The following is a 23,829-nucleotide window of genomic DNA, read 5'->3' on the forward strand; positions in this document are numbered from 1 at the left end:
GCAGTGGAAATTGTGAGAGCAAATTCACTGCTTTTCTTTAGCTATATAATTCGTTTTCCCAGGATTAGCAAATCCCTTTCAATCCCATCCAATTCGGCTACATTTGGGAGGTGGGCCCACTTTTCAAATCCAAAGCTGTTGAAAAGTTTAATACTTGGTTCATTATGTCCAAAAATAAATCCAAGTAGAGTCTTGATTTCAAGCCTTGGGCAGGCATCAATTGCTTTTTGGATAAGAAATTTTCCAAGCCTCTTTCCGCGGAATTCTTGATGAATATAAATACTGATTTCTGCGGTATGTTGATATGCGGGTCGCCCGTAAAACGATTGAAAGCTTACCCACGCGCAAATCACGCCATTTGATTCTACGACCCATAGTGGACGAAAAACAGGAGAATGATTGTTGAACCATTGCATCCGGCTTTCTACCGATACTGGCTCTAAATCGGCTGTAACCATTCTGTCAGGAATCGTTGAATTATAAATTTCAATTATAAGTGGCATATCATGTATTTCTGCATCCCTGATGGTGAAATCTTCAAACATCGTTTTACTCCACTCCAATAAATCATGATGGTTATGGTTTTAATATTATAGGGCAGAGGGATCAATTACAATAAGAAATTTCAGTCATTTTGGAAAAAGAAAGACCCTTTCTCGAAATTGCATCGAGAAGGGGCCATTTTTCGTTTCTATGCCAAGACTTCTACCAGCGATGTGCCTTGGCATTGCTCCTTAAGATGATTGTGTTTTGCGTCATTTGCGTCTGCCCGTTCACCTGTGATTTTTGGCGTTTCGGCCGTGTAAAGGGGTGGTGAAATAACTCAGAGTGCGGATCTAAATGATCTTTGTAGCTCATCTAAAATCACCTCATCATAGGATACTTTGAAACGATGATATTCTGAATGAATATCACTCTTATCATTTGTAAAAAGATGAGGAATTAAACTAGGAAGATAAATAAAACTTTTGTTATCTGAAATTTCAGAATAAAATTGTGGTAACATTCCAGCCGGTAGGGATTTTTTGAAGCGGTCCCGCAAATAAAGTGAAATGAGGTGCTAGACAATTGTTTAAAGATTTAATAGGCAAACAATCGAGTAAGGTGAAAAATGTCGTTGAAAGGGGTGCCGTCAAGAAATTTGTGGAAGCCATCGGCGACCTTCATCCTATCTATTTTGATGAGGATACTGGAAGACTTTCCAGATATAAAAACAATCTTGCACCACCGACACCGACATTCCCAAGGGTATTGGACTATGGTGTGATCGAAGGCTTTCATCTGCCAGATAAAGGATTGATCCACGGCGAAGAATCATATCATTATGAAAGACCATTAATGGTTGGCGAGGAAGTTTATTGCTATTCCATCGTAAAAAAGTATTCAGAGAAAAAAGGCAGCTTTGGCGAAATGGGATTCCTTGTACTTGAAAGCTTTGGTGAAGACTTAGATGGGAACACCATTTTCAGTTCCATCTCAACGATTGTCATCTCTGAAGCTGTAAAGAGGGGGATGGAGAAGTGAGTATACTTTCACAGTTAAAGGTTGGAGAGCCGGTAAAAGAAATTCAGCTTGAGCCTGTCTCTAGAATGGATCTGATTAAATATTCCGGTGCCTCCGGTGATTTTAACCCGATTCACACGATAGATGAAGAAGCGAGAAATGCAGGCCTGCCGGGAATCATAGCCCATGGCATGTGGACGATGGGGAATTTAGCGAAGCTGTTTACCGATTATTATGAGGATGGATTTATTCAGGATTACTCGATTCGCTTTAAAGGCATGGTATTTTTGAATGACGTGATCACGCTTCAAGCGACATTAAAAGAAAAGCAGGACAACAAACTACACTTTCAAGTCCAAGCGGTTAACCAACAGGGGAAGGTAGTGTTAAAGGGTGAGGCAGTCTTTCACCAATATAAAATGGACTGACCAACAAATATTGATGAATTTTTTTAGGGGTGGAAATTTCGTGCATGTGAAGCAGCTGTTTGATTTAACGGTAAAGTTGCGATTGTCACAGGAGGCGGCAGAGGGCTTGGACTGCAAATTGCCGAGGGTTTTGCGGAAGCAGGGGCAAACGTGGTCGTATGTTCAAGGAGAGTGGAAGCCTGTGAGGAAGTATGCGCAGGATTGAAGAAGCTCGGAGTTGAGAGCATGGCGTTAAAATGTGATGTCACCAACCCGGAGGACGTTAGAAATGTGGTTGAGCGAACAAGGGAGAAGTTTGGCCGGATCGATATTCTTGTGAACAACAGCGGTGCATCATGGGGAGCCCCGGTGGAGGAGATGCCGTTAGAGGCCTGGCAAAAGGTGATGAATGTGAATGTCACGGGCACTTTCCTCATGTCACAGGCAGTCGGAAAAGTAATGCTTGAGCAGAAATCCGGAAAAATAATCAATATTGCCTCTGTGGCCGGCTTAAAAGGCATCAACCCGAAATATATGAATGCCATCGGATATAACGCCAGTAAAGGTGCAGTGATCACATTTACAAAGGATTTAGCAGTAAAATGGGGGCCGAAAGGAATTTATGTGAATGCGATTGCCCCGGGCTTTTTTCCAACGAAAATGTCTAAAGGCATTCTTGAGCATGGCGGTGAGGCCATACTTGAAGGAACCCCACTGCGGAAATTTGGCTCGGATACCGACCTAAAGGGGGTTGCATTATTTTTAGCAGCACCGGCATCAGATTTTGTGACCGGAGAGGTCGTGGTTGTTGATGGCGGGGCGCATGCGATGTAAATGAAATCAGCTATTTCACAATAGAGAAGGGGTATTCGCTGATTGGATCGGGGTATCCGCCAATAGCGGAAGTTTATCCGCTGATAGAAGGGGTGACCTGACAGTAAACGTAGCCTATCCGACAGTAAAGCGGTCTCATACGACAGAAAAGCAACTTCAACCGACAGTTACCAAAGCTTATGCGACAGTAACCCCCCTAGGTAACAAATAAACGCCAAGCTCATCAACCTGACGTTTACCATTTATATTTCAATCATATCTAGCTATTTCTTAAAATAACAATGTTCACTCGGCGATTGGCTTGTTTATGCTCTGCCGTATCATTCGGAAAGAGGGGCTTATACTCCCCATACCCAACAAATTGCAGTCGTTCCTTGGCAACGTCTTTTGCTTCAAAATAATGAAGGACGCTCACTGCCCTAGCAGAAGATAGCTCCCAGTTTGATGGGTATTGCGCATTGTTAATTGGAACATTATCGGTATGACCTTCAATGCTGATTGGATTGGGCACCGTATTAATCAAAACAATAATAGAATCCAGCGTTTGGTTGGAGGTGTCCTTTAGAATTGCCTTTCCGGGATCAAAAAGAATGACTTCCTTAAAGGTAATTTCCACTCCCCGTTTTGTATCTTGAAGGGTGACCCCCGCCTGTAAATGGTTGTCAGCGATGAATTTTTCAATTTTCCCCTTCAATTCTAAAAGCTCGGTCTCCTCCTTGCTTGGACCGGGAGCAGCACCTTGAGCAGGCTTCGGTTCTTTCACTTCTTGTTCGGGCAAATCTTTGTTTGGCGGCTGAACCGACAACCCGGCATTATGATTATCAATTTTCGTCCCGGTTAGTTCCGATTTAAAGGATTGCATGATCGACATGAATTTCTGTTTATCCACCGCACTTGAAGCAAATAAAACGATAAACAACGCCAGCAAAAGCGTCAAAATATCGGCATATGGAATCAGCCACGATTCGTCGATATGTTCTTCATGGTCATCGTCAAAATTTCTACGCTGTTTTCTCATGTGCTTTTTCCTCTGTCTTCTGATCAAGCTTTTTCCGTTCTTTTGGCGGGATATAAACCGTTAACTTTCGCTCTAATGCACTTGGCGAAACACCTTGATAAATCGCTAACAGCCCTTCAATCGTCAACAGCTTTAATTCCTGTTCCCGCTTGGAAAGCCGTTTTAATTTATTTGCCAGCGGGTGCCACAACACATAACCGGAAAAGATCCCGAGTAAGGTCGCGATAAAAGCGGCAGATATGGAATGACCCAGTTTTTCAACATTATTTAAATTTCCGAGCGATGCGACCAGCCCGATTACTGCTCCAAGAACCCCAAGTGTCGGGGCATATGTACCTGCTTGAGTAAAGATGAGCGCACCCGTCTTGTGGCGTTTATCAATAGCGGCCACCTCATCCAGCATCACTTCCTCAATGAAGTCTGCTTCATTGCCATCAATAATCATTTCCAATCCTTTTTTGAAAAAAGGATCCTTTGTCTCTCCGGCAATTTCCTCTAATGCCAGAAAGCCTTCCCGCTTCGCAACCTCCGCACATCTAACTAAATTGGTTGTTTGCTCTGCTTTTGATGGAAGTTTTGGTTCGAAAAAGGCGATTTTTAAGAGAGCAGGGAATTTTTTTATCTCACTTAATGGAAAGGCGATAAATAGTGCTGCTGCTGTGCCCCCAAAGATAATTAAAAACGCAGCTGGATTATTTAACGCCGACAACGTAGCTCCCTTTAAAATCATTCCAAATCCAATTGCTAGTAATGCAAGCAAAATTCCAATAATCGTAGACATGATTTTCTCCTTTAAAACTAGAATAAATAGATTTATAATGATATTGTACGTGAATCGGTAAAATTCGACAATTAGTTTTGAAAAATATCATTTTTTGATAGAGAGGGGACATGCCGTTTGAAGATTCAACCGAATCGTGGGGTGAACCAGGAACGGTTTTTTTCTATACGAGAAAAAGGAAAAGAAACATTGTCCTTTCATCATATTTTGCAAGAAAAACAAATGACGCTTTCTCAGGAAAGGCTTGAAACACTATTCAACGAGCTTGAGCAGCATGGCTCCCATTTAAGCCGCTCGCGGTCATTAAAAGATTTAATCGCTTACAAGCAGACCATCCAATCCTTTTTAAAAGAAGTTGCACAAAACAGTGTTGCCATCGAAGAACACACGGGCAGCTATCCAAACGGCCGGGAAAAACGGTTAAAGATGATTAAGCAAGTTGATCAACAGCTGCTTGAATTATCTGATTTAGTTTTGGAAAAGCAAGCTTCATCAATCGATTTGTTGGATAAAATGGGCGAGATTAAGGGGTTATTAGTGAATCTTTATTTATAGATAAGATAAAAGCGAGAGGGGCACGAGCATGCTTCGCGGGATTGAAACAGCGGCGTCGGGGATGATTGCGCTGCAACGAAAGCAGGATGCGTTAACAAATAATCTGGCCAATGCCGAAACACCCGGCTACAAGCAGGATGCCAGTCCATTTCGGGCGTTTCCGGATTTGCTATTAGAACAAATACATAATCAAAAACTTGAACCAGGTAAAAAAATTGGAACCCTTACGACGGGTGTCTATAACCAAGAAACATTAGCCTTATTTACCCAAGGCAGCCTTTTTAGTACAAACAGGTCCTTGGATGTAGCGATTAACGATTCGCTGCTTGCACCGATTGTATCCAATAATAAATCGATAAAACCGGCAATCCTGTTCGCTGTGCAAACAGCTGATGGCGGTTTTCACCTTACGAGAAACGGTAATTTTTCTGTCAATGCGAGCGGGCAGCTGATAACCGCCTCAGGTGATTTGGTTTTAGGACAAAATGGGGCGCCGATTTCTGATCCCGAATTAGCTTCAGGCAATGTCGCCATCAGCGAAAACGGTGAAATCATCCTCCATCCAAATGGCGCCAGCCCCGCCAAAAGTATTGGCTCGCTAGGATTGGTTGTCGTGAATGATCCAGCAAAACTTGTAAAAGAAGGCAATGGTTTGTTTACGATTGAAGGAGGAAATCCTTCGATGATTGCGCAAACGGTGCCGAGCGGTGTGCAATTGCAGCATAAAATGCTCGAACAATCGAATGTCGATCTTGGTCAGACGATCACAGAAATGATGGCGAATATCCGCCTGTATGAGGCAAACCAAAAAGTACTCCAAGCATATGATAAAACATTGGAACAATTAAATACTGTGGGAAGGGTATAAATCGAATGAATACATCCTTATATATTGCCTCTACAGGAGTCAAAGCCTATCAAGGAAAACTAGATACGATTGCCAATAATATCGCCAATGTCGAAACGACAGGCTATAAACGCAGGGAAGCCAATTTTTCTGATAATCTTGCAGTCTCGATTCAAAATCAACTTGAACAGCAAAAGGAAGTCGGACGGTCGTCACCTCCGGGCATTCGAACGACGTTTGGTTCAAGAATCGCCGCAACATCACTTGACACAACCCAGGGGCTAACGGTTGAAACAAATAATCCGTTCGATTTCATGATTGTTGGCGGCGGTTATTTTCAAGTCCAGCGCACAACCGGTAATACGACGGAAACCTTATTTACTAGAAACGGTGCTTTTCAGCAAAAGCCGATTGGCAATGGCCGTTTTCAGCTCGTTAATTCCCAAGGGGATGTGCTCCTTGATCAAACGGGAAGACCGATTGAGTTATCAAACGCTGAAAATTTTCATGTACAGAATAACGGTACGATTACAGGTACGGGTCAGAAAATAGGAATTGTGACGATTCAAAACCCTCAGCTGTTAACGGATGAAGGCGGTGTTTCCCGGCTCAGCGGCTCTACTGTTTCATTAGCCAATACGGTTCAATTGCAACAAGGATTTCTCGAATCGGCCAACGTTGATTTAACGAAAGAAATGACAGATATGATTAAGGCGCAGCGAGGATTACAAGCAAATGCCCGGTCCCTCGGCTATGCTGATCAAATGCTTGGAATGGCTAACGGAATAATGAGGTCATAAAAAAACGCTCGCATCATTATGCGGGCGTTTAACTAAAATTGTTATTGTGCTGCTTTCCTCATAAACGAGGTTAATTTTTTTTGTAACTTGTCCTCCATGCCAGAATTGAGAAAAATAAATTTGATCCCATATTGGTCTCGATTCGAGGCAACGGATTGATTTCTTTTTACCATACCTTCAATTAAAAAAGTTTCATCACCGAGAGTAAAATAAATCAATAACAAGGATTTTAATGCTAGTGAATCAGGTTTGGTCTCAATTCTGATCCCACTTGCACTGATATCGCAAATCATAGCTGCCTCTCTGGATGAAGAATAGAGTGGCTGAATATTACACATTTTATTATTAACGTATAATCGATAGGCTTGCCGCCTCTCGATACTTTGCGTTTGTGTGTCGGTTTTTGTTTTTCTCGTATTCTTCATATTCATTACAAGCATCATTGCAATGATAAGAATAAGGACCAATGAGAGTGCAAGCAGTATGTACATGTAATGTCATCCCCTGAAATCGTTTTCTAGTAAAATAGTACCATTAAAAACAATAGAATAAAAGGATAACTTTTCCACTAATCATTTTCATTCAACCTGCCGATACATTAAAATAGAGAGAATGACGCGAAGGAGCGGACCCTTATGAAAATCAATAATATCAATCAAATTAACAGGATCGGTGCAGCCTACAATGCCTATCAAAAAAATAATGAACAGCCTAAAAAAGCCAATGAAGAGAGACAGGCAAAATTTGAACAGGTAGAATTATCCAGTGAGGCACAAAAACAGCTTCAGCAGCAAAAGTCGGAAAAAATTGCGCAATTGAAGCAGCAAATTGCGAATGGTACGTACCAAGTGGACAGTGAAAAAGTCGCTGAAAAAATGCTGGCATACTGGAAGTCAGGAGCAAAAATCGATGAATAAGCTGACAGAGGTTTTGCAAGTATTGGCAAACCTTCATGAAACCTTACTTGAAACAGCGAAAAAGAAACAGCAAATCTTAATCAGTGGTGAGATCAATCCGCTTTTAACGGTGTTAGCGGAAGAATCGAAGCTGATTAAAAAAATTCAGGAAGCGGATCGGGAGCGGACGGCGCTGAGCGGAAATCACGTTTCGTTATCTGAATTAATTGAACAAGAGCGGGATGGGACTGTTAAAGAGGAATGGAGCGCCCTAAACGCACATTTACGTTCGTTACTTGCTGAAATTGAACGTGTCAATCAAACGAATCAGCAATTAATCGAGCAGTCATTAACATTTACAAACTATATGATGGAACAGATGCTGCCAAAAGCGAATGGAGCTGGCGTATACAGTCCAAAGAAAGACGCGCAGGAAACGCTGGGTTCTGTTCGCTTTTTTGATGCAAAGGCATAGGGGTGAAAGAAGATGGGTTCGACTTTTGGAGGATTAGAAATCGGCAAGCGGGCAATTTTAGCCCAGCAATCGGCATTGAATACGACAGGGCATAATATCGCGAACGCCAATACGGTTGGTTACACTAGACAGGAAGCGATCCTAAATGCATCCAATCCATATGCATACCCAGGAATGAATAACAGTACAGCACCGCAGTCGATTGGAACGGGTGTGGAAGTGAGCGAACTGCGGCGAATTCGCGATCACTTTCTAGATCAGCAATACCGCAATTCCCAGCAGACAGCGGGCTATTGGGATGCTAAGACAAATGCACTATCAAGTTTAGAAGCGATGTTTAATGAACCGTCGGATGCCGGTTTAAGTATGACGCTTGACCGGTTTTGGGGCAGCTTTCAGGAGCTCGCGAAAAATCCTGATAGTCTGGCCATTAGAACCGTTGTCGCAGCGAATGGGAAAGCCGTAGCGGATAGCTTTCAATCGATTACACTAGGAATTGACCAGATAGAAAATGGTTTAAAGAATGATTTGACGTTAAAAGTAACCGATATTAATTCTTCAATAAAAGAAGTGGCGGCATTAAACAAACAAATTTCATTGATGACGGCAGCCGGCCAACAGCCCAATGATTTATTAGACAAACGGGATTTATTAATTGATAAGCTATCAAAATTAATGAGCGTCCACACTTCGGCAGGTCCAAATGGGGTAGCGATTCTTTCGGTTGGCGGCGTTGCGATTGTCAATGGAATGACAATCGGCACAGTTTCCGTCAACCCGCAAACGGGCGAGGCAATGATTAATGGGAATGCCGTTGCCTTAGAGGGCGGCGAAATGAAGGGTATCTTGGATACATTGACAGGTAGTATTCCTTCAATAAGAAAAAACTTAGATATACTGGCAGGTACATTCGCGAAACAAATGAATGACTCGCAAACGAGTGACGATGCTAGAAATCTGGATGATATCGCCGCGAAAACGCAGCTAGAAAAGGTGCCGTTTTTTGTTGATAAAGACGATCCAACCAAGCCGCCAAAAGATGCTGCTAGTATGATGGTGAATCCTAAACTTTTAGCATCACCTGGAAAAATAGCTGCTGCAAAGTCGGATTTAATTGGCGATGGTTCAAACGCAAAAGCAATGGCTGATTTGCAATTCCAAAAAATTAATATTAACGGCAGCCAGACAACAATCGGTGATTTTTATCTGTCGATTGTTGGTCAATTGGGACTTGATGTGAATGGAGCAAAACAGGCGAGTGATCGTGCAGATGCAGTGGCAACGCAGGCTGATAGCCGGAGACAATCGATTTCTGGCGTTTCGATTGATGAAGAAATGACCAATATGGTTCGCTTTCAACAAGCCTATAATGCGGCCGCGAAATATGTTTCAGCTGTCAATGATATGCTAGATAAATTGATTAATGGTTTATAAGATGAACGGTAGAAAGGAGGACGGAGTATGCGCATAACACAGCTTATGGTGACACGGCAATTTAACCAAAATCTGCAGCGGAACAATGCCTCAATAGATTCATTACGCCAGCAAATCGCTTCAGGGGTGAAATATGAAAAGATATCCGATAATCCGATGGCCGCCATCAAAGGATTGTCACAACGGTCTTCGATTATGCAGCTAGAACAGTATCAGAGCAATGCCGAGGACGGAATCAACTGGCTCACCGCTGCCGATGACGCCTTAGATCAAGCAACAAACGTCCTTCAGCGCATTCGTGAATTAACGGTCAAGGCGAGCAATGATACGTCAGACGTGGTCGACCGAAAAAGCATCGCCACAGAAATTCGCTCACTAAAAGACCAGCTCGGCAGTGTTGCCAATACCAACTTCATGGGAAAGTATCTTTTTTCAGGAATGGATCAGAGCAAGGCTCCATACAGTGATGACGAATTAAGCGATGTGGTTGCTTCCGGCATGAATTGGGACGTCGGCCAAGGGATGTCAGTGAGTGTGAATGTAAATGCCGAATCAGTATTTGGTTTTTCAGTGGACGGGAAAAACTTATTCCAAACCCTGGATTCATTGATTCAAGAATTAGAGGACGGTCAAAACCCTACTAATCTATTGGGTTCGCTAGATAAGCAGTTTGATAATGTAGTAAACCAACGAACGATTGTTGGTGCTAATCAGAATTTACTAGAGTCAGCTGTCAATAAACTAGACCAAGCCAGCTTGCTTCAGCAAAAAATGCTGTCAAAGGCAATAGATACAGATTATGCCCAGGCATATATAGAATTAACTGCTCAGGAAACAGCTCTAAAGGCATCGCTTTCGGCAGGGGCGAGGATTATACAGCCGACATTGGTGGATTTTTTGAGATAAATCAAATAGTTGATAAAACTCGCTTTCTCTTTAGCGAGTTTTTTTGACGGCATTTTTAAGTATTTTATTTTTAAGGATAGACAACGGATGATCACATGCCGATACAAGTAAATAGAGAAAATTATAGCTAATGCAAAGGTGATCCAGATGATAATTAATCATAATTTAACTGCAGCAAACACTTTAAATAAAATGAATAAGCATGAAAAAGCGACGGCAAGTGCGACACAAAAATTATCTTCGGGATTACGAATTAATAATGCTGCCGATGATGCTTCTGGGATGGCCATCTCCCAGAAAATGAAATCACAAATTAGGGGACTTCAACAAGCGGAACATAATATTCAAGATGGAATTTCCCTTCTTCAAACAGCCGATGGAGGATTAGAACAGATTGAGAATCCGTTGCTGCAAAGAATGAGGGAACTCGCTATCCAAGCTGCAAACAGCACGTTAAGCAAAGAGGACCGTCAATCAATCCAAACAGAAATTGAACAAATTAAACAAGGGATCAATGACCTTGCAAATAACACAAACTTTAATGGGATCCCATTACTGAATCTGCCCGCAAAAAATATTAACCTACAAGTGGGTGCCGGATCAGGAGATACTATTAAAATAGAATTAACAGATGCCCGAACAACAACATTAGGTATAGATGCGGTGAAGGTAGATCCGATAGAAGAAGCAGAAAAAGCCATTGCAAACATCGATCTAGCTTTCGAAAAAGTTTTAAATGAGCGGACAAAATACGGTAGCTATCAAAATGGATTAGAGCATGTTCTAAACAATGTAGCAAATATGGTTTTTCATTTAACAGCTGCCAATTCACGAATTGAAGATGCGGATATGGCATTTGAATCAATGGAATTAGCAAAAAATAATATCCTCTTCCAAGCCTCCGGGGCAATACTAGCTCAAGCGAATAGCCAACCTAATTCGGTTTTACAGTTGTTGAAGCAATAGATAATACTAATTCGAGGCACTCTTTTGAGTGCTTTTTAAATGTATTGAGTTGTTGATTAGACAATATTCCTCAGAAAAATACAAAGTAAGATAAATTATTTCACATCTCCTCTATACAATTAAGAAAGCACTGTCGATACATAAATATAGAGAGGATGAAGTTCCTCATCACAAAAGGAGGGTACATAATAATGAGAATTAATCACAATCTTTCGGCAATGAACACCTATAGTCAATTAACAAGAAATGAAGCCGCACAATCTAAGTCTATGCAACAATTATCATCAGGTAAACGAATTAATAGTGCAGCAGATGATGCTGCAGGATTTTCTATTTCAGAAAAGATGAGAAATCAACTCCGAGGATTAGAACAAGCTTCTCGTAATTCTCAAGAGGGAATGTCTTTATTACAAACCGCCGATGGTGGTCTAAATGAAATACAAGATCAATTAACAAGAATGCGTGAATTAGTAGTTCAAGCCAAAAATGGTACTAACAATACTGAGGAAACAGATGCTATCCAAAAGGAAATTAATACACTAATCGATGGTATTCATTCAATTGCAACTGATACACAATTTAATGGACAGTCATTATTAAGTGGTACACTTGGGGCGAAAACAGCAACTGTAGGTGCAGATTTAACAAATGGAACAGGGAAATTTAAAATAGCAGATGTTACAGGTGCTGCAATTGGAAATGGATATAAAGTGGATACTAAAACGGCTGGAGAAATTACAGTTACAAATTCCACGGGTACATTATCCCAAACTATAAAAGTATCTAACCTTGCAACAGTTAATGTTGGAGACCAATATAATTTTGATAAATTAGGAATTAAATTGGAAGCGCAAAAGAATGATATATCAGGAGTTGATAGTGCTGCAGCTGGCGGGAAATTCGATGTAACAGGAAGCGGAATTTCCCTTCAAACTGGTGCAAATAGTGGTCAGAAACTTGATATTTCGATTAGCAGTGTAGACAGTAGTGATTTAGGTACTGCAGGAGGATTGAATATCCAATCTATTAATGTAAAAGATTTTACAACAAACAATTTTGCAACACAATTACAAGCAGTTGATGACGCAATTAAATTCGTATCAACTCAGAGAAGTCAAATTGGTGCTTGGCAAAATAGCTTACAACACACTGTAAATAACTTGGATGCACAAAATGAGAACTTAACTGCTGCAAGCTCACGTATCACCGACGTTGATATGGCAAAAGCTGTCATGGAAAACAGTAAAAACGGTATTCTTGCACAAGCGGCACAAGCAATGTTGGCTCAGGCGAATCAACAACCGCAAAGTGTTCTTCAGCTACTTCGTTAATAGAACAAATATACAAGGAGATTCTAGGGTTCCTAGAATCTCTTTTGTTATTAATATGGTATTTTTTTATGATCTATCTTAAAGCAAAGGTTAACAATATTACTGAAAGTTAATCCCGTAATTTTCTTGAAGAAATTTAAGGGGCACCAATGTTGTGGATTTAATGCTATTCTATAGACATTATTAGGAAGTGGATTCCTTAACGGTTCAATATTTTTTTTATAAAAATTTATGTAGGAATCATTGGAGATTATTAATTTGAGAAGATAAGGAAGAACATTCAGTTGTTTGTTAATTTCATATGTAGGCATAATAATAAATATATCGTTATGTAGATAAAGAGTTGATATCTTCGGAGGAGGCATTGCTACATCTTGATTAGGCTTTATTATTTTTCTTTTCATAGCAGGATGCATATAACGGCTTATTAATCTGTTAAAGTACAACATTTGTGTCTGATCATAGAGTAATAATCGGTTTTGACCGTCTTGTGAAAAGCGCAATGAAAATCTGTCGTATAATAAAGACTGAAGCTTTTGATTTTCATATGAGGAAAAATTATCGGTGGACAAAATAATTTTTCTATGAATGCCATTTTCTATTTTTAAATGACCATCATCCTGATACCACCATGCTAGCGATTCTTCAGTAAAATATGAATCAAGATAGTTAAAAGGGATTCGTTTTTTTCTTTTAGGATACCAAATCAAATCCAACTGTGTAATAATAGGACTTGTTTTTGACTGTACAAAGTAACATTCTGTAAAGCCTTTTTTTACACGAGGATCGTTTTTTCGGTAATATTTAGGTGGACTTAATGGAATAAAATCTTTTAATTGTTTATAACAATAATTCGCCCATTCAAAATCATCAACTTTATGGGTATATTGAAATCTCGGTTTTCTACCCACTTGCTTGGTAAAACTACCATCCCCGAGTAATTTTCCGCATATTTGTGAGTGTAATCTGCTATTAATGTCGGATTCCATGTTTCCATCTCCTTTTTATATAGAACCTATGTTCTTATTGTAACATAATATCAGATGAAATACTAAATATTTCAATTGAAATTACTCAACTTAATAACGAAAAATGCCGATACATGGTATTAGGTATTTAGAAAAAGAAATTATCTCATAAACCTATCATTATGTAATAGTTCTCAAAATGTAAAATAGTAAAATTCGCTTATATAATTTTTAATATTTCTTTCTAAAATAAAAAAATCACTATTTGTGTGAGGTGAAGATAATTGGATAGTTCTTCAATAACAAGGATTACTGGTATGGCAACAGGTCTCGACACTGACACAATGGTCAAAAAATTGATGAATGTCGAGAAAATCCCTCTTGATAAACTTAAACAAAAACAACAAAAGCAAACTTGGTTTAGTGATGCTTATCGCCAGTGGAATAAAGATTTGCTTTCATTTAATACAAATACACTTTTTAATATGAAGCTGTCGGGTTCCTACAATACGTTTGATGTTTCTTCAAGTCTATCAAATTCGGTTACTGGAACAGCTACCTCCAGTGCAATACCTGGGACCTATACTGTTAAGGTAAACAAGCTTGCTCAATCAGCGACATTTACAGGAAAAGATGTTCTGTTAAATCCTAATCAAACATTAGGGGATGCTGGACAGTTGGCGGCCAAGACATCGATAAAAATTAAGATTTATAATGACCCGAAAGATTCAACGATTTTTCAAGAGGCGGATATAGCGATTGATCCAGGTGACACGATAAGTAAGGTTGTTTCTAATATAAATAGCGCAGCTGATTCTTCGGGTAAAAACTTAGGTTTGCAGGCGTTTTATGATTCTACCTTAAAACAATTTATTGTAAGGTCAAAAGCTACTGGTGAAAATATTAAAATTGAAATAAATGATGATGGGACGACAGAAAGTCAAAATATTTTAAATAACACTTTAAAGATTGGGGCAGGGGTACAAAAAGGGCAAGATGCTGAGTTAACCTTTAATGGCGACCTGGTTAAAACGTCATCAAATAATGTCATGATAATGGGAATAAACCTTTCCTTAAAGAGCCTTAGTATGGATGCAAGTGGTACACCTGTTTCAAGTACAATAACTGTTTCCCAAAGCATCGATGCAGAAGTTAAAAACATTAAAGATTTTATCGATAAATACAATGAGCTTTTAGATAAATTAAATAAAGCAAATGATGAAGCGGTTTATCGTGATTTTCTGCCTCTTACGGATGATCAACGCAGCGAAATGTCCGAAAAGCAAATAGAACAATGGGAAGCAAAAGCAAAAAGTGGGCTACTCCATGGTGATAGTATTATTAAGGACCTAGTTAATAAAATGCGGAGTGTTATGAACTCCATAGTGGGCAATGGAAGTACATATAATTCCTTGTCAGCACTTGGGATTTCTTCTAAAAGCTATCAAGATAAGGGAAAGCTTTACTTGGATGAAACAAAATTACGTGCAGCTATACAGGCGGATCCAGATGGAATAAGAAATTTATTTTCACAAATTGGTGAAACGGATAAAGGGACTAATGGAATCATTCATCGACTATCCGAAACAATGACTCTAGGGATTAGTGAATTAACAAAAAAAGCAGGATTAACAGGAAGTTCACAGTATGACCAAAGTATGATTGGTAAGTTATTATCGAACATCCAAAAGGATATTACCCGTCAGAATGACCGGTTAAATAAAGCTGAAAACCAATACTACAAACAATTCGCCGCGATGGAAGCGGCGGTAAATAAATTTAACTCCCAGGGTTCGTGGTTATATTCACAATTTAGCGGTGGTCAATAAAGAAAAGGTCGATTTCGATTAAGCGAAATCGGCCTTTGTTAGTTGATCGAAGTAGTGTTGGACTCCGGTTACCCAATGATTATTCAATTGATTTGGGTCGTTGTCGGCGCCGATTGGTGCGTATTTTGCCCCAATTTGGGCGATGGTTGTTTTTCCTTCATTAAGGTAATTTTTTCGGAGATTGCGAGCCATGTCAAAAATGCTTTCCTCAACAGACGCATATGTTTTTAAGCCATTTTTCCCCATCATCCCGGCGACATTGTGTTTGTAATTTGCCGCATTTGATGACCCGTTGCCTGTTTCATGAATGGAAATCGCGGCAAGCAGGGCAGGGTTAATCTGATACTTTTTGCCGGCTTCAACAAAGATATTTCCCTTATTTTTAAGCGCACCATTTAGTTGGGCATCCATGGCAGTGGAATGGACATCATCAAATGGAAGTGAAGTTTCAGAAGTGTAAGTCGACAGCAGCCCTTCAAGATTCGCAGTTTGTGTGTTCAATGAATTTGGAATAACCCCCGCATTCATCATCGAAAAGAAATCCACGATGGAATCATTCTTCGTGCCGCCGATTTTGGCAAGTTCAGCTTCGAGAATGACTTGGCTTAAAAGTGAGGAAAAGGAACTGCTTGTTGTTTTAGATGGGGTGTTGTTCTGGCTGATATTTAATTTGATTAATTGATTACTAAATAGGGAAGGTATGTTCATGATTTTCGTTCCTTTCAAGCCTGCATACCATTTTATTTTACCTGATTTTGTCGAAATTGGAACGAAATAAAAATAATTTTGTCATATTTTGTTTTTTCGTGTTGTTTGATTGCTTGAAAACGATTATTCTTATGGTAGTAAAGTTATAGAATAGTAGGTGGCCATTAGGTGATTCAGCCTCCATTAGTGGATAGTCAATACATACAAAGTACAAATAGTAAATCTGAGAAAAAAGAACAGACAGCGGTGTTTGATGAATGGCTGCAAACCGCTCAAAACAAGACAGACAATGAAGAGGCTAGTGTTGATGCGCTTTTCGGATTAGTGGTGGCCACAATGCAACCTTCGATGGTCCAGCTGCCGACAAAACCAGGATTGCCTATACAAATAAACCCTAAATCTTTTAACCTAGATGCTAGTCCCTTAACCCGGCAACCGTTAATGGAAAATGCGCAACTATTTGACCAGCCATTTTTACAACAGGGAAATGATCAAGCATTGGGAAAAGTGGAAAATAACCAACCATTGATTCAGCTGCCAGTAGATTTTACTGAAAATGAGGTTCCTTTTCTTCAACAGAAGGTGGTCGAAGCAGCACCTCCTCATGCAAAATCCCAAGTACCTGTAGAATTGCTGGAAAAACCTGCAGAATTGCTTTCATCATTACAGCCAGAAATCCTTCAAATGGGTAAGAAAAACGAAGTACCGATTCATGGCATTACGAACGGGTTTATTCCTGCTGTCAATACAGAACCGACTGTTGCACCGTTGAGTAGGGTTCAATCAAGTGAAACACCTATCCCCACCGTACCAGTCCGTCTGACAAATTTTGATCAGGACGTACAGCAATTTTTCCAAGCGGCCATTAAAATGCATCAGGCGACAGAGGGAATAGAAGCAACCTTTAGCCTGCAGCCGGAGCAGTTAGGGAAAGTAGAGGTGAAAGTGCTGATTAAGGATGGCAAAGTGACAGCGGAATTTATTGCGAATACCCAGATGGGAAAGGATGTCCTGCTAACCAATGTACTTGCGCTTCATACGGCGCTGGAGCAGCAGGGATTTCAGGTCGATAAAATTGACGTTATCCAGCAATATAGCCATTTGGCGAATTCCTTTTCACAGAAGGGTGATTCTAACCAACGACAAAGTCAGCCCGATTCCCGCAAACGAAATGATCGCTTCGGCCAACAAAATGAGGAGAATTATCACGATTTCTCTGCCGAAATAGGATGGGGTTCACAAATTAACACAACGGTCTAGAGGTGTATTCATTGTCAACTATTCAATCCGTACATACATATTCGCAGCAAACAGCAAGTACTTCCCTGAAAAAAGAGATGGGCAAGGAGCAATTTTTAAAAATATTGGTGGCCCAGCTGCAAAATCAGGATCCGTCCCAACCGCAGAAGGACGGGGAAATGATTGCGCAAATGGCGCAACTAAGTGTGTTGGAGCAATTATCCAACTTAAATAATAATCTTTCTGCCTACTTATTTACGAATCATGATAATTTAGCGCAATATTCCAATATGCTTGATAAAAAGGTAACTTGGACCAATCCGGAAACAAAACAGCTGGAAAGCGGGATTGTTTCCGGGATTCAAACGAAAAACAATCAGGTTTATTTTCAAATTGGTACTCAAGAAGTGCCGGCAACTGCGATTCAATCAGTGGAAATTAATCATAATGAGGTGGAAAAATAATGTTACGGTCATTAAATACAGGGGTATCCGGCCTTCGTGCCTTCCAAACAAAGCTAGATGTTATCGGAAATAATATCGCCAACGTAAATACTGTCGGCTATAAAAAAGGCCGGGTGGTGTTTGAGGATTTATTTAGTCAAACGCTAAAAAGCGCAACGGCTCCAACACCTGGAGCAGGTGGAATAAATCCGCTGCAAGTAGGGTTAGGAACAAAGGTTGCCAGTGTGGACAACATCTTCACGCCGGGAAGCCCAACTTCCACTGGAAATGGTTCCGATCTTTATATTGACGGAGACGGCTTTTTTATGGTGAAAAAGGGAGCGGAGGAATTTTTAACAAGGGCTGGTAATTTCACTGTCGATAAAGATTACAATCTCGTCAATCCAGAGGGAATGATGGTTATTGATGACAGCAGTGAAACCATTTCCCTTGCAGGGTATGTATCCTATTCCATTGATGCGAATGGGAAAATTACGGGGGTTAAAACGGATGGAACAACTGGAGATGTTGCGACTATCGGTATAACAAGCGTAACGAACCCGAATGGTTTAATGAAAGTGGGAGGTTCATTATACTCCGTAACTGATAATACCCAAAAAGTGGCTAGCCCGGGTTATCAAATCCTTGCCGGCCAGCTTGAGATGTCCAATGTTGATTTATCTGAAGAAATGACAGATATGATTACCGCCCAGCGCGGCTTCCAGGCAAATGCAAAAATTATCACTGTTTCCGATTCGATTTTAGAGGAATTGGTGAACTTAAAACGTTAAACAGTAACGAAAAGGGGATAGGGGAGTGAAACGTTTCCCCCTTCCTCTACTTTTTTCTGGCACTAATAGATTGAGAGGAACATGGGAATGGCTGATCGTAATTCGATTTCACAGGAAGAATTGACTAAAGCTCATCGTACAGCGAATGTGAAGGTGTATGATTTTAAGCGGGCACAGCGGCGTCTTTCGTCAGAGCAGCTGCGTGTGCTTCAGAAAATTCATGAATCGTTTGCCTATCGTTTATCTTCAACATTTTCAACTCTGCTTCGTTCCATCACGCAGGTTGATATAACCGCGTCCGAACAGTCCAGCTATGAAGAATTTATTCAAACGCTGCCGGGCTTTTCGGTCCTTTCCGTGCTGGAAGCGGCTGGACAGGAGCAGCGAATGGCGGTAAACATACCGGCGGCTCTAGCGTTTGCGATGATTGACAGGCTTCTTGGCGGAAAAGGGAGCTGGGTGAATGAGGATCACAATGATATTACTTCACTTGAAAAAAATGTGTTGAAGCGCGTTGTCGAGGGGATCATTCAGAATTTGCACAAAGCCTGGACAGATATCATCACGCTGAAGTTGAAAAGTGCGGATGTTGAAACAAACCCGCAATTTTTACAGCTTGCAGACCCAACAGATGCTGTCGTCGTATTGAGCTTTGACGTCTGTTTTGGAGAAGTGGCAGAACGGATGAAGTTGTGTATCCCCTATACATTATTAGAACCATTTATTCCGAAGCTTTCTGCGCATAACTTGTTAGTCCAACATCAAGATATGAAGGATCACCAAGAAAATAACCTTATCCAGGAACGACTTGAACAATTAACCGTTCCCGTGCGGGTGGAGTTAGGGAGAGCCGCGATTTCGATAGAGGATTTTCTCGGTTTGGCCATCAATGATGTCATTCAATTGGACCAGCAGGTGGATGAACCACTGCACGTGAAAATTAATGATGAGACGAAATTTTTGGCTTTCCCTGGAACGAAGAAGTCACGGATGGCTATTAAGATTGAACAAGTGCTAGAAGGAGAAGAAACAAATGAATGATAAAGGCAAGCTTACACAGGAGGAAATGGAGTCACTTCTCGGAAGCGGTGAATCAAAGTCAAAGGAACCATTTCAATTTTCTGAGCTTACGGCAAATGAAACGCAGGAACCACTAGAGGATTCCATGAATTTACAGCATCTGCTCGATATCCCGCTCGATGTGGTCGTTGAGCTCGGCAGGACGAAAAAGAAAATCAGTGAGGTTCTTGAATTGACAAGCGGCTCGATTGTCGATTTGGACAAAATGGCCGGAGAACCAGCTGATATATATGTGAACAACAAACTTTTTGCAAAAGGGGAAGTGGTAGTGGTGGACGAGCACTTTGGCGTCAGAATAACGGAGATCCTGCCAACCCCATTTTAACTTCTAAACTAGGTGAATAGAAATGATTGAAGAAAAATTAGCGCTGCTAAAGGGATTTTATGAGCAGACGATAAATATGAAGAAAGCCGTAGAAGCTGGCCGTGATGCAGAGGTTTTTGCCATGCTTGAAGAGCGGCAGGAGTGTATTGCCGCTATTGATCAACTGGATCAGCAGGCTGGAAAAATCCTGATGAATGAAGAGGTAAGGCAGCAGCTACAACACCAAATGCTCCTGGAAGCTGAAATGAAGCACAAGCTCGAGCAAGCATTAAAGAAGCTCAGCCAGCGGATGCGCAGCCAGCAAAATGAAAGTTTTTTAACGAAACAATACGAAGAAATAATACCAGTTTCCAAGGGTATTTTTTATGATTCAAAAAAGTGAGGGAAAGTTGTAACATGCAAAATCCACAGGAAGTCTACCTAAGAAATCAAGTTAATACAGCCCGCCCAGAGGACCTTACACTCATGCTCTATAATGGTGCCATCAAATTTCTGAACCAGGCGAAAATGGCGATTGAAAAAAAGGATATTCCAAAGGCGAATAGTTCACTCGTCAAAACCCAAGACATTATCACAGAACTAATGACCACGTTAAATATGGACTATGAAATTTCCAAATCACTGGTATCATTATATGACTATATGAAAAATCGCTTGATAGAAGCCAATATAGCGAAGGACGTTGCAGCAATTGTTGAAATTGAAAGCATGCTTTTAGAACTAAGAAATACGTGGGCGATGGCGATGAAACAAGGGAAATCCTCCTAATGTGAATTCATTAGGAGTTATTTTTTCCTACATTAAAAAATTAATTTCCAACAAACCCAAAATAATGTAGAATAATATCGAACGTTGTCACATAAATGAAATATTTGTAGGTGAAATCAATGAATCAGGTAATCGGAATGATGTCACAAGCACTAGATGCTTCATCTTTAAGGCAAAAAGCGATTTCGAATAATATTGCAAATGTTGATACCCCCAATTACCATGCCCAAAGGGTGTCATTTGAGGACATGCTGCAAAAAGAAATACATAGCTCCTTTTCAGGAAATCGCACGAATGAAAAACATCTCGCCATTGGGAATTCTCTTCCTATTCCATCTCCTAAACTAGTAACTGAAAATACCATAATGAGGAATAATGGAAACGGTGTCGATTTGGATTTAGAAATGACGGAAATGAGTAAAAACAGCTTATGGTATCAATCACTTACATATGGAATGAATGAAGAGTTTAATTTATTGAAAATGTCTATTAGAGGAAGAGGGTAAGTAAAGTAGATGTCCATGTTTCAATCTCTTTCAATTAACGGCTCTGCGCTAACAGCACAACGTCTTAAATTAGATGTCATATCCTCGAATATTGCCAACGCCAATACCACAAGAGGAGAGTTTGTTGATGGCAAATGGGTACCATACCGCCGAAAAATGGTAGAACTTGCCCCCAATAAACCATCCACCTTCGATACTTACTTAAAGCAAGAATTAAACCTCACAGGGGTCCGTATCAATAAAATCACCGAAGATCAGACGCCCTTCAAAGCGGTCTACGATCCAGCAAACCCGGACAGCAATGAACAAGGGTATGTGATGATGCCGAATGTTGATATAACCAAGGAAATGGTTGATTTGATGTCGACTTCAAGAGCCTATGAGGCAAATGTAACAGCCTTTAATGCTGGGAAAACGATGCTGCAAAAAGCATTGGAAATTGGTAAATAGGGAGTATACATGTGATGAAGATTACAGGAATTGACCCAAGCAGTAGTTTATTATCGTTACAAAAGCCACAAAAAACGGATGGCGGGGCATCATTTGAATCGATGTTAAACCAATATATCCAGCAGACCGATCACGCAGTAAAAGATTTTGAAGCGAAATCGATTTCCTTAGCAAAAGGGGAAGATATCAACTTGCACGATGTCACGATTGCCGCACAAAAAGCCAGCATCGCGGTTCAATTAACGACACAAGTTCGCGACAAAGCAGTAGAAGCCTATCAAGAAATAATGAGAATGCAAATCTAAAAGCGGAAGCACTGCCAGCTAAGTTTAGAAAAGAATGCGATATATATTAAGAAGGAAAAAGTGGAGAAAGCATGAATCAGCAGATACGTGAATTTAGTGGGAAAATCACTGATTATTGGAACTCAGTCAGTAAGAAAAATAAGATTCTAACAATTTTACTCTTTATTTTTATTGTCTTGGCATTGTCTCTCAGCATTTACTTTGTTTCCAAGCCAAAGCTTGTTCCGCTCTACACGAACGAAATGAGCCAGCAGGAAATCGGTGATATCAAGGCTGAACTTGATCGTGAAGGGTACACAGAATACCAGTTGGACAATAACGGGACAACGATTTTAGTTGCAGAAAAGGATGCCTCCAATTTACTCGTTTCCCTGGCGGCGAAAGGACTTCCGAAAACGGGATCCATCAGTTTTGCAGAAATGACCAAGAATATGCAATTTGGTGCAACAGACCGGCAGCTCGATGCCATGGAGAGGGAAGCGCTGCAGGGTCAAGTTGCAAGTTTACTCTCACATGTTAATGGTGTGAAAAGTGCACAAGTCATGGTATCAACGCCTAAAGAGACGTTGTTTATTAAACCTGATGAAAAAGAAAAGGCAACGGCTTCCGTGGTTATTACACTTCAGCCCGGTACCGACCTGGAAACGAAGCAAATTCAAACCTTATACCATCTAGTATCAAAAAGCATTCCTAATTTGCCTAAAGAGAATATTGTCATGACCGACCAATACGGTAATGGCTTAGACGATGTTTCTCAGGAGAATGCTAGCGCCACGGGTTCCTATGAAGATCAGCGGAAAATTCAAAAGGATGTGGAAGCGGATATTCAAAAAAACCTTCAGCAAATGCTGGGGACCATCATCGGCCAGAATAAAGTACTTGTTCAAGCCTATGTCCGTTTAAATTTTGACCAGGTGAAAACAAAGGAAGATCTTGTTGAACCAGTTAATAAAGAAACGAACGAAGGGATTGCCATCAGTGCTGAAAAAATCCAAAAAACCTATAGTGGGAAGGATAACTCGGCAGGGGTTAGCGGAACAGGGCAATCTGACACGCCGGGATATGCCGGAACCGGATCCGGGCAGGAAAGTAAGTCAGATGATATTGAAAGCCGGGTTAATTATGAAGTGAATCGTATTTCGAAGGAGATTGTCCAAAGTCCTTATAAAATTGAGGATATGACAATTAATGTTGGTGTCGAACCGCCTGATCCTAAGAAGCCGAGTTCATTAACAATTTGAGACGAAAGAAAATATCCAACAAATCCTTTCCAATGTGGTTCGAACCGCATTAAGCGATAATCCGAATGTAACGGATCAAAATGCAGCCTCACGGATTACGGTGTTTCCAAGAGAATTTAGCGGCAAAACGACACCAGCTGCCGAACCTGAAAAGGGTGCCATGCTGCCCGATTGGCTCCTTTATAGTCTAATTGGTGCCGGGGCACTGCTCCTCTTTTTGATCCTGTTTTTTGTTTTACGCAGGAAGAAGACCGTGGAACCAGAGGATGACGTGTTCCCGATGTTTGAGCCGCAAATGATTAAAACAGTGGCAGATAAAGAGGAAGAGAAGGTTGCCCTGAAACAGCAAATCGAACAAATGGCGAAAGAGCAGCCGGCAGAATTTGTTGGCTTGCTTAGGAATTGGATGAAGGAATAACAGAA

30 protein-coding genes and 2 pseudogenes are annotated in these 23,829 nt (G+C 40.6%); 25 read left to right on the forward strand and 7 right to left on the reverse strand.

Features of this window, described 5'->3' with window-relative positions; all coding sequences use genetic code 11:
* Positions 1 to 41: 41 nt before the first annotated feature.
* On the reverse strand, positions 42 to 545 hold the full coding sequence (locus ACO1D1_RS13780; RefSeq protein WP_423336219.1) for a GNAT family N-acetyltransferase: 504 nt from the start codon (positions 543 to 545) through the stop codon (positions 42 to 44).
* Positions 546 to 705: 160 nt separating this feature from the next.
* Positions 706 to 858: a YpzG family protein gene (locus tag ACO1D1_RS13785; RefSeq protein WP_149869885.1), complete on the reverse strand. Its 153-nt coding sequence runs from the start codon at positions 856 to 858 to the stop codon at positions 706 to 708.
* A 210-nt stretch (positions 859 to 1,068) separates the two neighbouring features.
* On the opposite strand from ACO1D1_RS13785, the gene ACO1D1_RS13790 reads away from it, so the two are divergent.
* The 3 genes and pseudogenes from ACO1D1_RS13790 (at position 1,069) to ACO1D1_RS13800 (ending at position 2,744) form a co-directional block, all read left to right on the forward strand.
* Positions 1,069 to 1,524, forward strand: a complete 456-nt coding sequence (locus ACO1D1_RS13790) for a MaoC family dehydratase N-terminal domain-containing protein (RefSeq protein ID WP_423336220.1) — start codon at positions 1,069 to 1,071, stop codon at positions 1,522 to 1,524.
* A complete protein-coding gene (locus ACO1D1_RS13795) occupies positions 1,521 to 1,931 on the forward strand; it encodes a MaoC family dehydratase (RefSeq protein ID WP_423336221.1) in 411 nt (136 codons plus the stop codon). Before ACO1D1_RS13790 ends, ACO1D1_RS13795 begins: the two co-directional genes overlap by 4 nt.
* A 40-nt stretch (positions 1,932 to 1,971) precedes the next feature.
* Positions 1,972 to 2,744: pseudogene (locus ACO1D1_RS13800) on the forward strand (SDR family oxidoreductase).
* Between the two features lie 259 nt (positions 2,745 to 3,003).
* Here ACO1D1_RS13800 and ACO1D1_RS13805 read toward each other — a convergent pair.
* Positions 3,004 to 3,762 (reverse strand): OmpA family protein, encoded by a 759-nt coding sequence (locus tag ACO1D1_RS13805; protein ID WP_423336222.1) that lies wholly within the window; start codon positions 3,760 to 3,762, stop codon positions 3,004 to 3,006.
* Positions 3,746 to 4,543, reverse strand: a complete 798-nt coding sequence (gene motA / locus ACO1D1_RS13810; RefSeq protein ID WP_423336223.1) for a flagellar motor stator protein MotA — start codon at positions 4,541 to 4,543, stop codon at positions 3,746 to 3,748. The genes ACO1D1_RS13805 and motA overlap by 17 nt, the downstream gene beginning before the upstream one ends.
* A 117-nt stretch (positions 4,544 to 4,660) precedes the next feature.
* Between motA and ACO1D1_RS13815 the strand changes: the two genes are divergently transcribed.
* From ACO1D1_RS13815 to ACO1D1_RS13825, 3 genes are read left to right on the forward strand one after another with little or no spacing between them, the layout of a single operon-like run.
* Positions 4,661 to 5,098 (forward strand): YaaR family protein, encoded by a 438-nt coding sequence (locus ACO1D1_RS13815; protein WP_423336224.1) that lies wholly within the window; start codon positions 4,661 to 4,663, stop codon positions 5,096 to 5,098.
* Between the two features lie 28 nt (positions 5,099 to 5,126).
* A complete protein-coding gene (locus ACO1D1_RS13820) occupies positions 5,127 to 5,966 on the forward strand; it encodes a flagellar hook-basal body protein (RefSeq protein WP_423336225.1) in 840 nt (279 codons plus the stop codon).
* Positions 5,967 to 5,971: 5 nt separating this feature from the next.
* Positions 5,972 to 6,745: a flagellar hook-basal body protein gene (locus ACO1D1_RS13825; protein WP_423336226.1), complete on the forward strand. Its 774-nt coding sequence runs from the start codon at positions 5,972 to 5,974 to the stop codon at positions 6,743 to 6,745.
* Positions 6,746 to 6,786: 41 nt separating this feature from the next.
* Here the strand turns inward: ACO1D1_RS13825 and ACO1D1_RS13830 are convergent, their stop codons facing one another.
* Entirely contained in the window at positions 6,787 to 7,236 is a 450-nt protein-coding gene (locus tag ACO1D1_RS13830) for a PilZ domain-containing protein (RefSeq protein ID WP_423336227.1), read from the reverse strand.
* A 144-nt stretch (positions 7,237 to 7,380) separates the two neighbouring features.
* Between ACO1D1_RS13830 and flgM the strand changes: the two genes are divergently transcribed.
* The 6 genes from flgM (at position 7,381) to ACO1D1_RS13860 (ending at position 12,753) form a co-directional block, all read left to right on the forward strand.
* A complete protein-coding gene (gene flgM, locus ACO1D1_RS13835; RefSeq protein WP_423336228.1) occupies positions 7,381 to 7,662 on the forward strand; it encodes a flagellar biosynthesis anti-sigma factor FlgM in 282 nt (93 codons plus the stop codon).
* The gene (locus tag ACO1D1_RS13840) at positions 7,655 to 8,116 is read left to right on the forward strand and encodes a flagellar protein FlgN (protein WP_423336229.1); all 462 of its coding nucleotides are present in this window, start codon (positions 7,655 to 7,657) and stop codon (positions 8,114 to 8,116) included. The genes flgM and ACO1D1_RS13840 overlap by 8 nt, the downstream gene beginning before the upstream one ends.
* A 12-nt stretch (positions 8,117 to 8,128) precedes the next feature.
* A complete protein-coding gene (flgK, locus tag ACO1D1_RS13845) occupies positions 8,129 to 9,550 on the forward strand; it encodes a flagellar hook-associated protein FlgK (protein ID WP_423336230.1) in 1,422 nt (473 codons plus the stop codon).
* 27 nt (positions 9,551 to 9,577) lie between these two features.
* Positions 9,578 to 10,456, forward strand: coding sequence for a flagellar hook-associated protein FlgL (gene flgL, locus ACO1D1_RS13850; protein ID WP_423336231.1), 879 nt, complete (start codon positions 9,578 to 9,580; stop codon positions 10,454 to 10,456).
* Between the two features lie 147 nt (positions 10,457 to 10,603).
* A complete protein-coding gene (locus tag ACO1D1_RS13855) occupies positions 10,604 to 11,422 on the forward strand; it encodes a flagellin (protein WP_423336232.1) in 819 nt (272 codons plus the stop codon).
* 191 nt (positions 11,423 to 11,613) lie between these two features.
* Positions 11,614 to 12,753: a flagellin gene (locus tag ACO1D1_RS13860; protein ID WP_423336233.1), complete on the forward strand. Its 1,140-nt coding sequence runs from the start codon at positions 11,614 to 11,616 to the stop codon at positions 12,751 to 12,753.
* 50 nt (positions 12,754 to 12,803) lie between these two features.
* On the opposite strand, the gene ACO1D1_RS13865 is transcribed toward ACO1D1_RS13860, so the two are convergent.
* Positions 12,804 to 13,742, reverse strand: a complete 939-nt coding sequence (locus ACO1D1_RS13865; RefSeq protein WP_423336234.1) for an endonuclease — start codon at positions 13,740 to 13,742, stop codon at positions 12,804 to 12,806.
* Between the two features lie 263 nt (positions 13,743 to 14,005).
* Between ACO1D1_RS13865 and fliD the strand changes: the two genes are divergently transcribed.
* Entirely contained in the window at positions 14,006 to 15,550 is a 1,545-nt protein-coding gene (gene fliD, locus ACO1D1_RS13870; protein WP_423336235.1) for a flagellar filament capping protein FliD, read from the forward strand.
* Positions 15,551 to 15,568: 18 nt separating this feature from the next.
* Here the strand turns inward: fliD and ACO1D1_RS13875 are convergent, their stop codons facing one another.
* On the reverse strand, positions 15,569 to 16,258 hold the full coding sequence (locus ACO1D1_RS13875) for a glucosaminidase domain-containing protein (protein WP_423336236.1): 690 nt from the start codon (positions 16,256 to 16,258) through the stop codon (positions 15,569 to 15,571).
* Positions 16,259 to 16,426: 168 nt separating this feature from the next.
* Here ACO1D1_RS13875 and ACO1D1_RS13880 point away from each other — a divergent pair, with 168 nt between their 5' ends.
* From ACO1D1_RS13880 to ACO1D1_RS13935, 12 genes and pseudogenes are all read left to right on the forward strand, one after another.
* Positions 16,427 to 17,518 (forward strand): flagellar hook-length control protein FliK, encoded by a 1,092-nt coding sequence (locus tag ACO1D1_RS13880; RefSeq protein WP_423336237.1) that lies wholly within the window; start codon positions 16,427 to 16,429, stop codon positions 17,516 to 17,518.
* Positions 17,519 to 17,529: 11 nt separating this feature from the next.
* Positions 17,530 to 17,961: a flagellar hook capping FlgD N-terminal domain-containing protein gene (locus ACO1D1_RS13885; protein WP_423336238.1), complete on the forward strand. Its 432-nt coding sequence runs from the start codon at positions 17,530 to 17,532 to the stop codon at positions 17,959 to 17,961.
* Positions 17,961 to 18,731 (forward strand): flagellar hook-basal body complex protein, encoded by a 771-nt coding sequence (locus ACO1D1_RS13890; RefSeq protein ID WP_423336239.1) that lies wholly within the window; start codon positions 17,961 to 17,963, stop codon positions 18,729 to 18,731. Before ACO1D1_RS13885 ends, ACO1D1_RS13890 begins: the two co-directional genes overlap by 1 nt.
* Before the next feature lie 87 nt (positions 18,732 to 18,818).
* Positions 18,819 to 19,772 carry a flagellar motor switch protein FliM gene (gene fliM / locus ACO1D1_RS13895; RefSeq protein WP_423336240.1) on the forward strand — a complete coding sequence of 318 codons (954 nt, stop codon included), beginning with the start codon at positions 18,819 to 18,821 and terminating at the stop codon, positions 19,770 to 19,772.
* Positions 19,773 to 19,890: 118 nt separating this feature from the next.
* A pseudogene (fliN, locus tag ACO1D1_RS13900) lies at positions 19,891 to 20,136 on the forward strand (flagellar motor switch protein FliN); the annotation flags it as partial.
* Positions 20,137 to 20,158: 22 nt separating this feature from the next.
* Complete coding sequence (locus ACO1D1_RS13905; protein WP_423336241.1) at positions 20,159 to 20,518, forward strand: hypothetical protein; 360 nt, start codon at positions 20,159 to 20,161, stop codon at positions 20,516 to 20,518.
* A gap of 14 nt (positions 20,519 to 20,532) precedes the next feature.
* Positions 20,533 to 20,904 (forward strand): flagellar export chaperone FliS, encoded by a 372-nt coding sequence (fliS, locus tag ACO1D1_RS13910; RefSeq protein ID WP_423336242.1) that lies wholly within the window; start codon positions 20,533 to 20,535, stop codon positions 20,902 to 20,904.
* A 119-nt stretch (positions 20,905 to 21,023) separates the two neighbouring features.
* Positions 21,024 to 21,410, forward strand: coding sequence for a flagellar basal body rod protein FlgB (gene flgB, locus ACO1D1_RS13915; RefSeq protein ID WP_423336243.1), 387 nt, complete (start codon positions 21,024 to 21,026; stop codon positions 21,408 to 21,410).
* A gap of 9 nt (positions 21,411 to 21,419) precedes the next feature.
* Positions 21,420 to 21,860, forward strand: coding sequence for a flagellar basal body rod protein FlgC (gene flgC, locus ACO1D1_RS13920; protein ID WP_423336244.1), 441 nt, complete (start codon positions 21,420 to 21,422; stop codon positions 21,858 to 21,860).
* 14 nt (positions 21,861 to 21,874) lie between these two features.
* Positions 21,875 to 22,165, forward strand: a complete 291-nt coding sequence (fliE, locus tag ACO1D1_RS13925) for a flagellar hook-basal body complex protein FliE (RefSeq protein ID WP_423336267.1) — start codon at positions 21,875 to 21,877, stop codon at positions 22,163 to 22,165.
* A 71-nt stretch (positions 22,166 to 22,236) separates the two neighbouring features.
* Positions 22,237 to 23,406, forward strand: a complete 1,170-nt coding sequence (gene fliF / locus ACO1D1_RS13930) for a flagellar basal-body MS-ring/collar protein FliF (protein ID WP_423336245.1) — start codon at positions 22,237 to 22,239, stop codon at positions 23,404 to 23,406.
* Between the two features lie 34 nt (positions 23,407 to 23,440).
* On the forward strand, positions 23,441 to 23,824 hold the full coding sequence (locus ACO1D1_RS13935) for a hypothetical protein (RefSeq protein ID WP_423336246.1): 384 nt from the start codon (positions 23,441 to 23,443) through the stop codon (positions 23,822 to 23,824).
* Positions 23,825 to 23,829 lie beyond the last annotated feature (5 nt).

Origin of the sequence: Neobacillus sp. 19, assembly GCF_049463095.1 — a bacterium.
Taxonomy (GTDB): domain Bacteria; phylum Bacillota; class Bacilli; order Bacillales; family Cytobacillaceae; genus Neobacillus.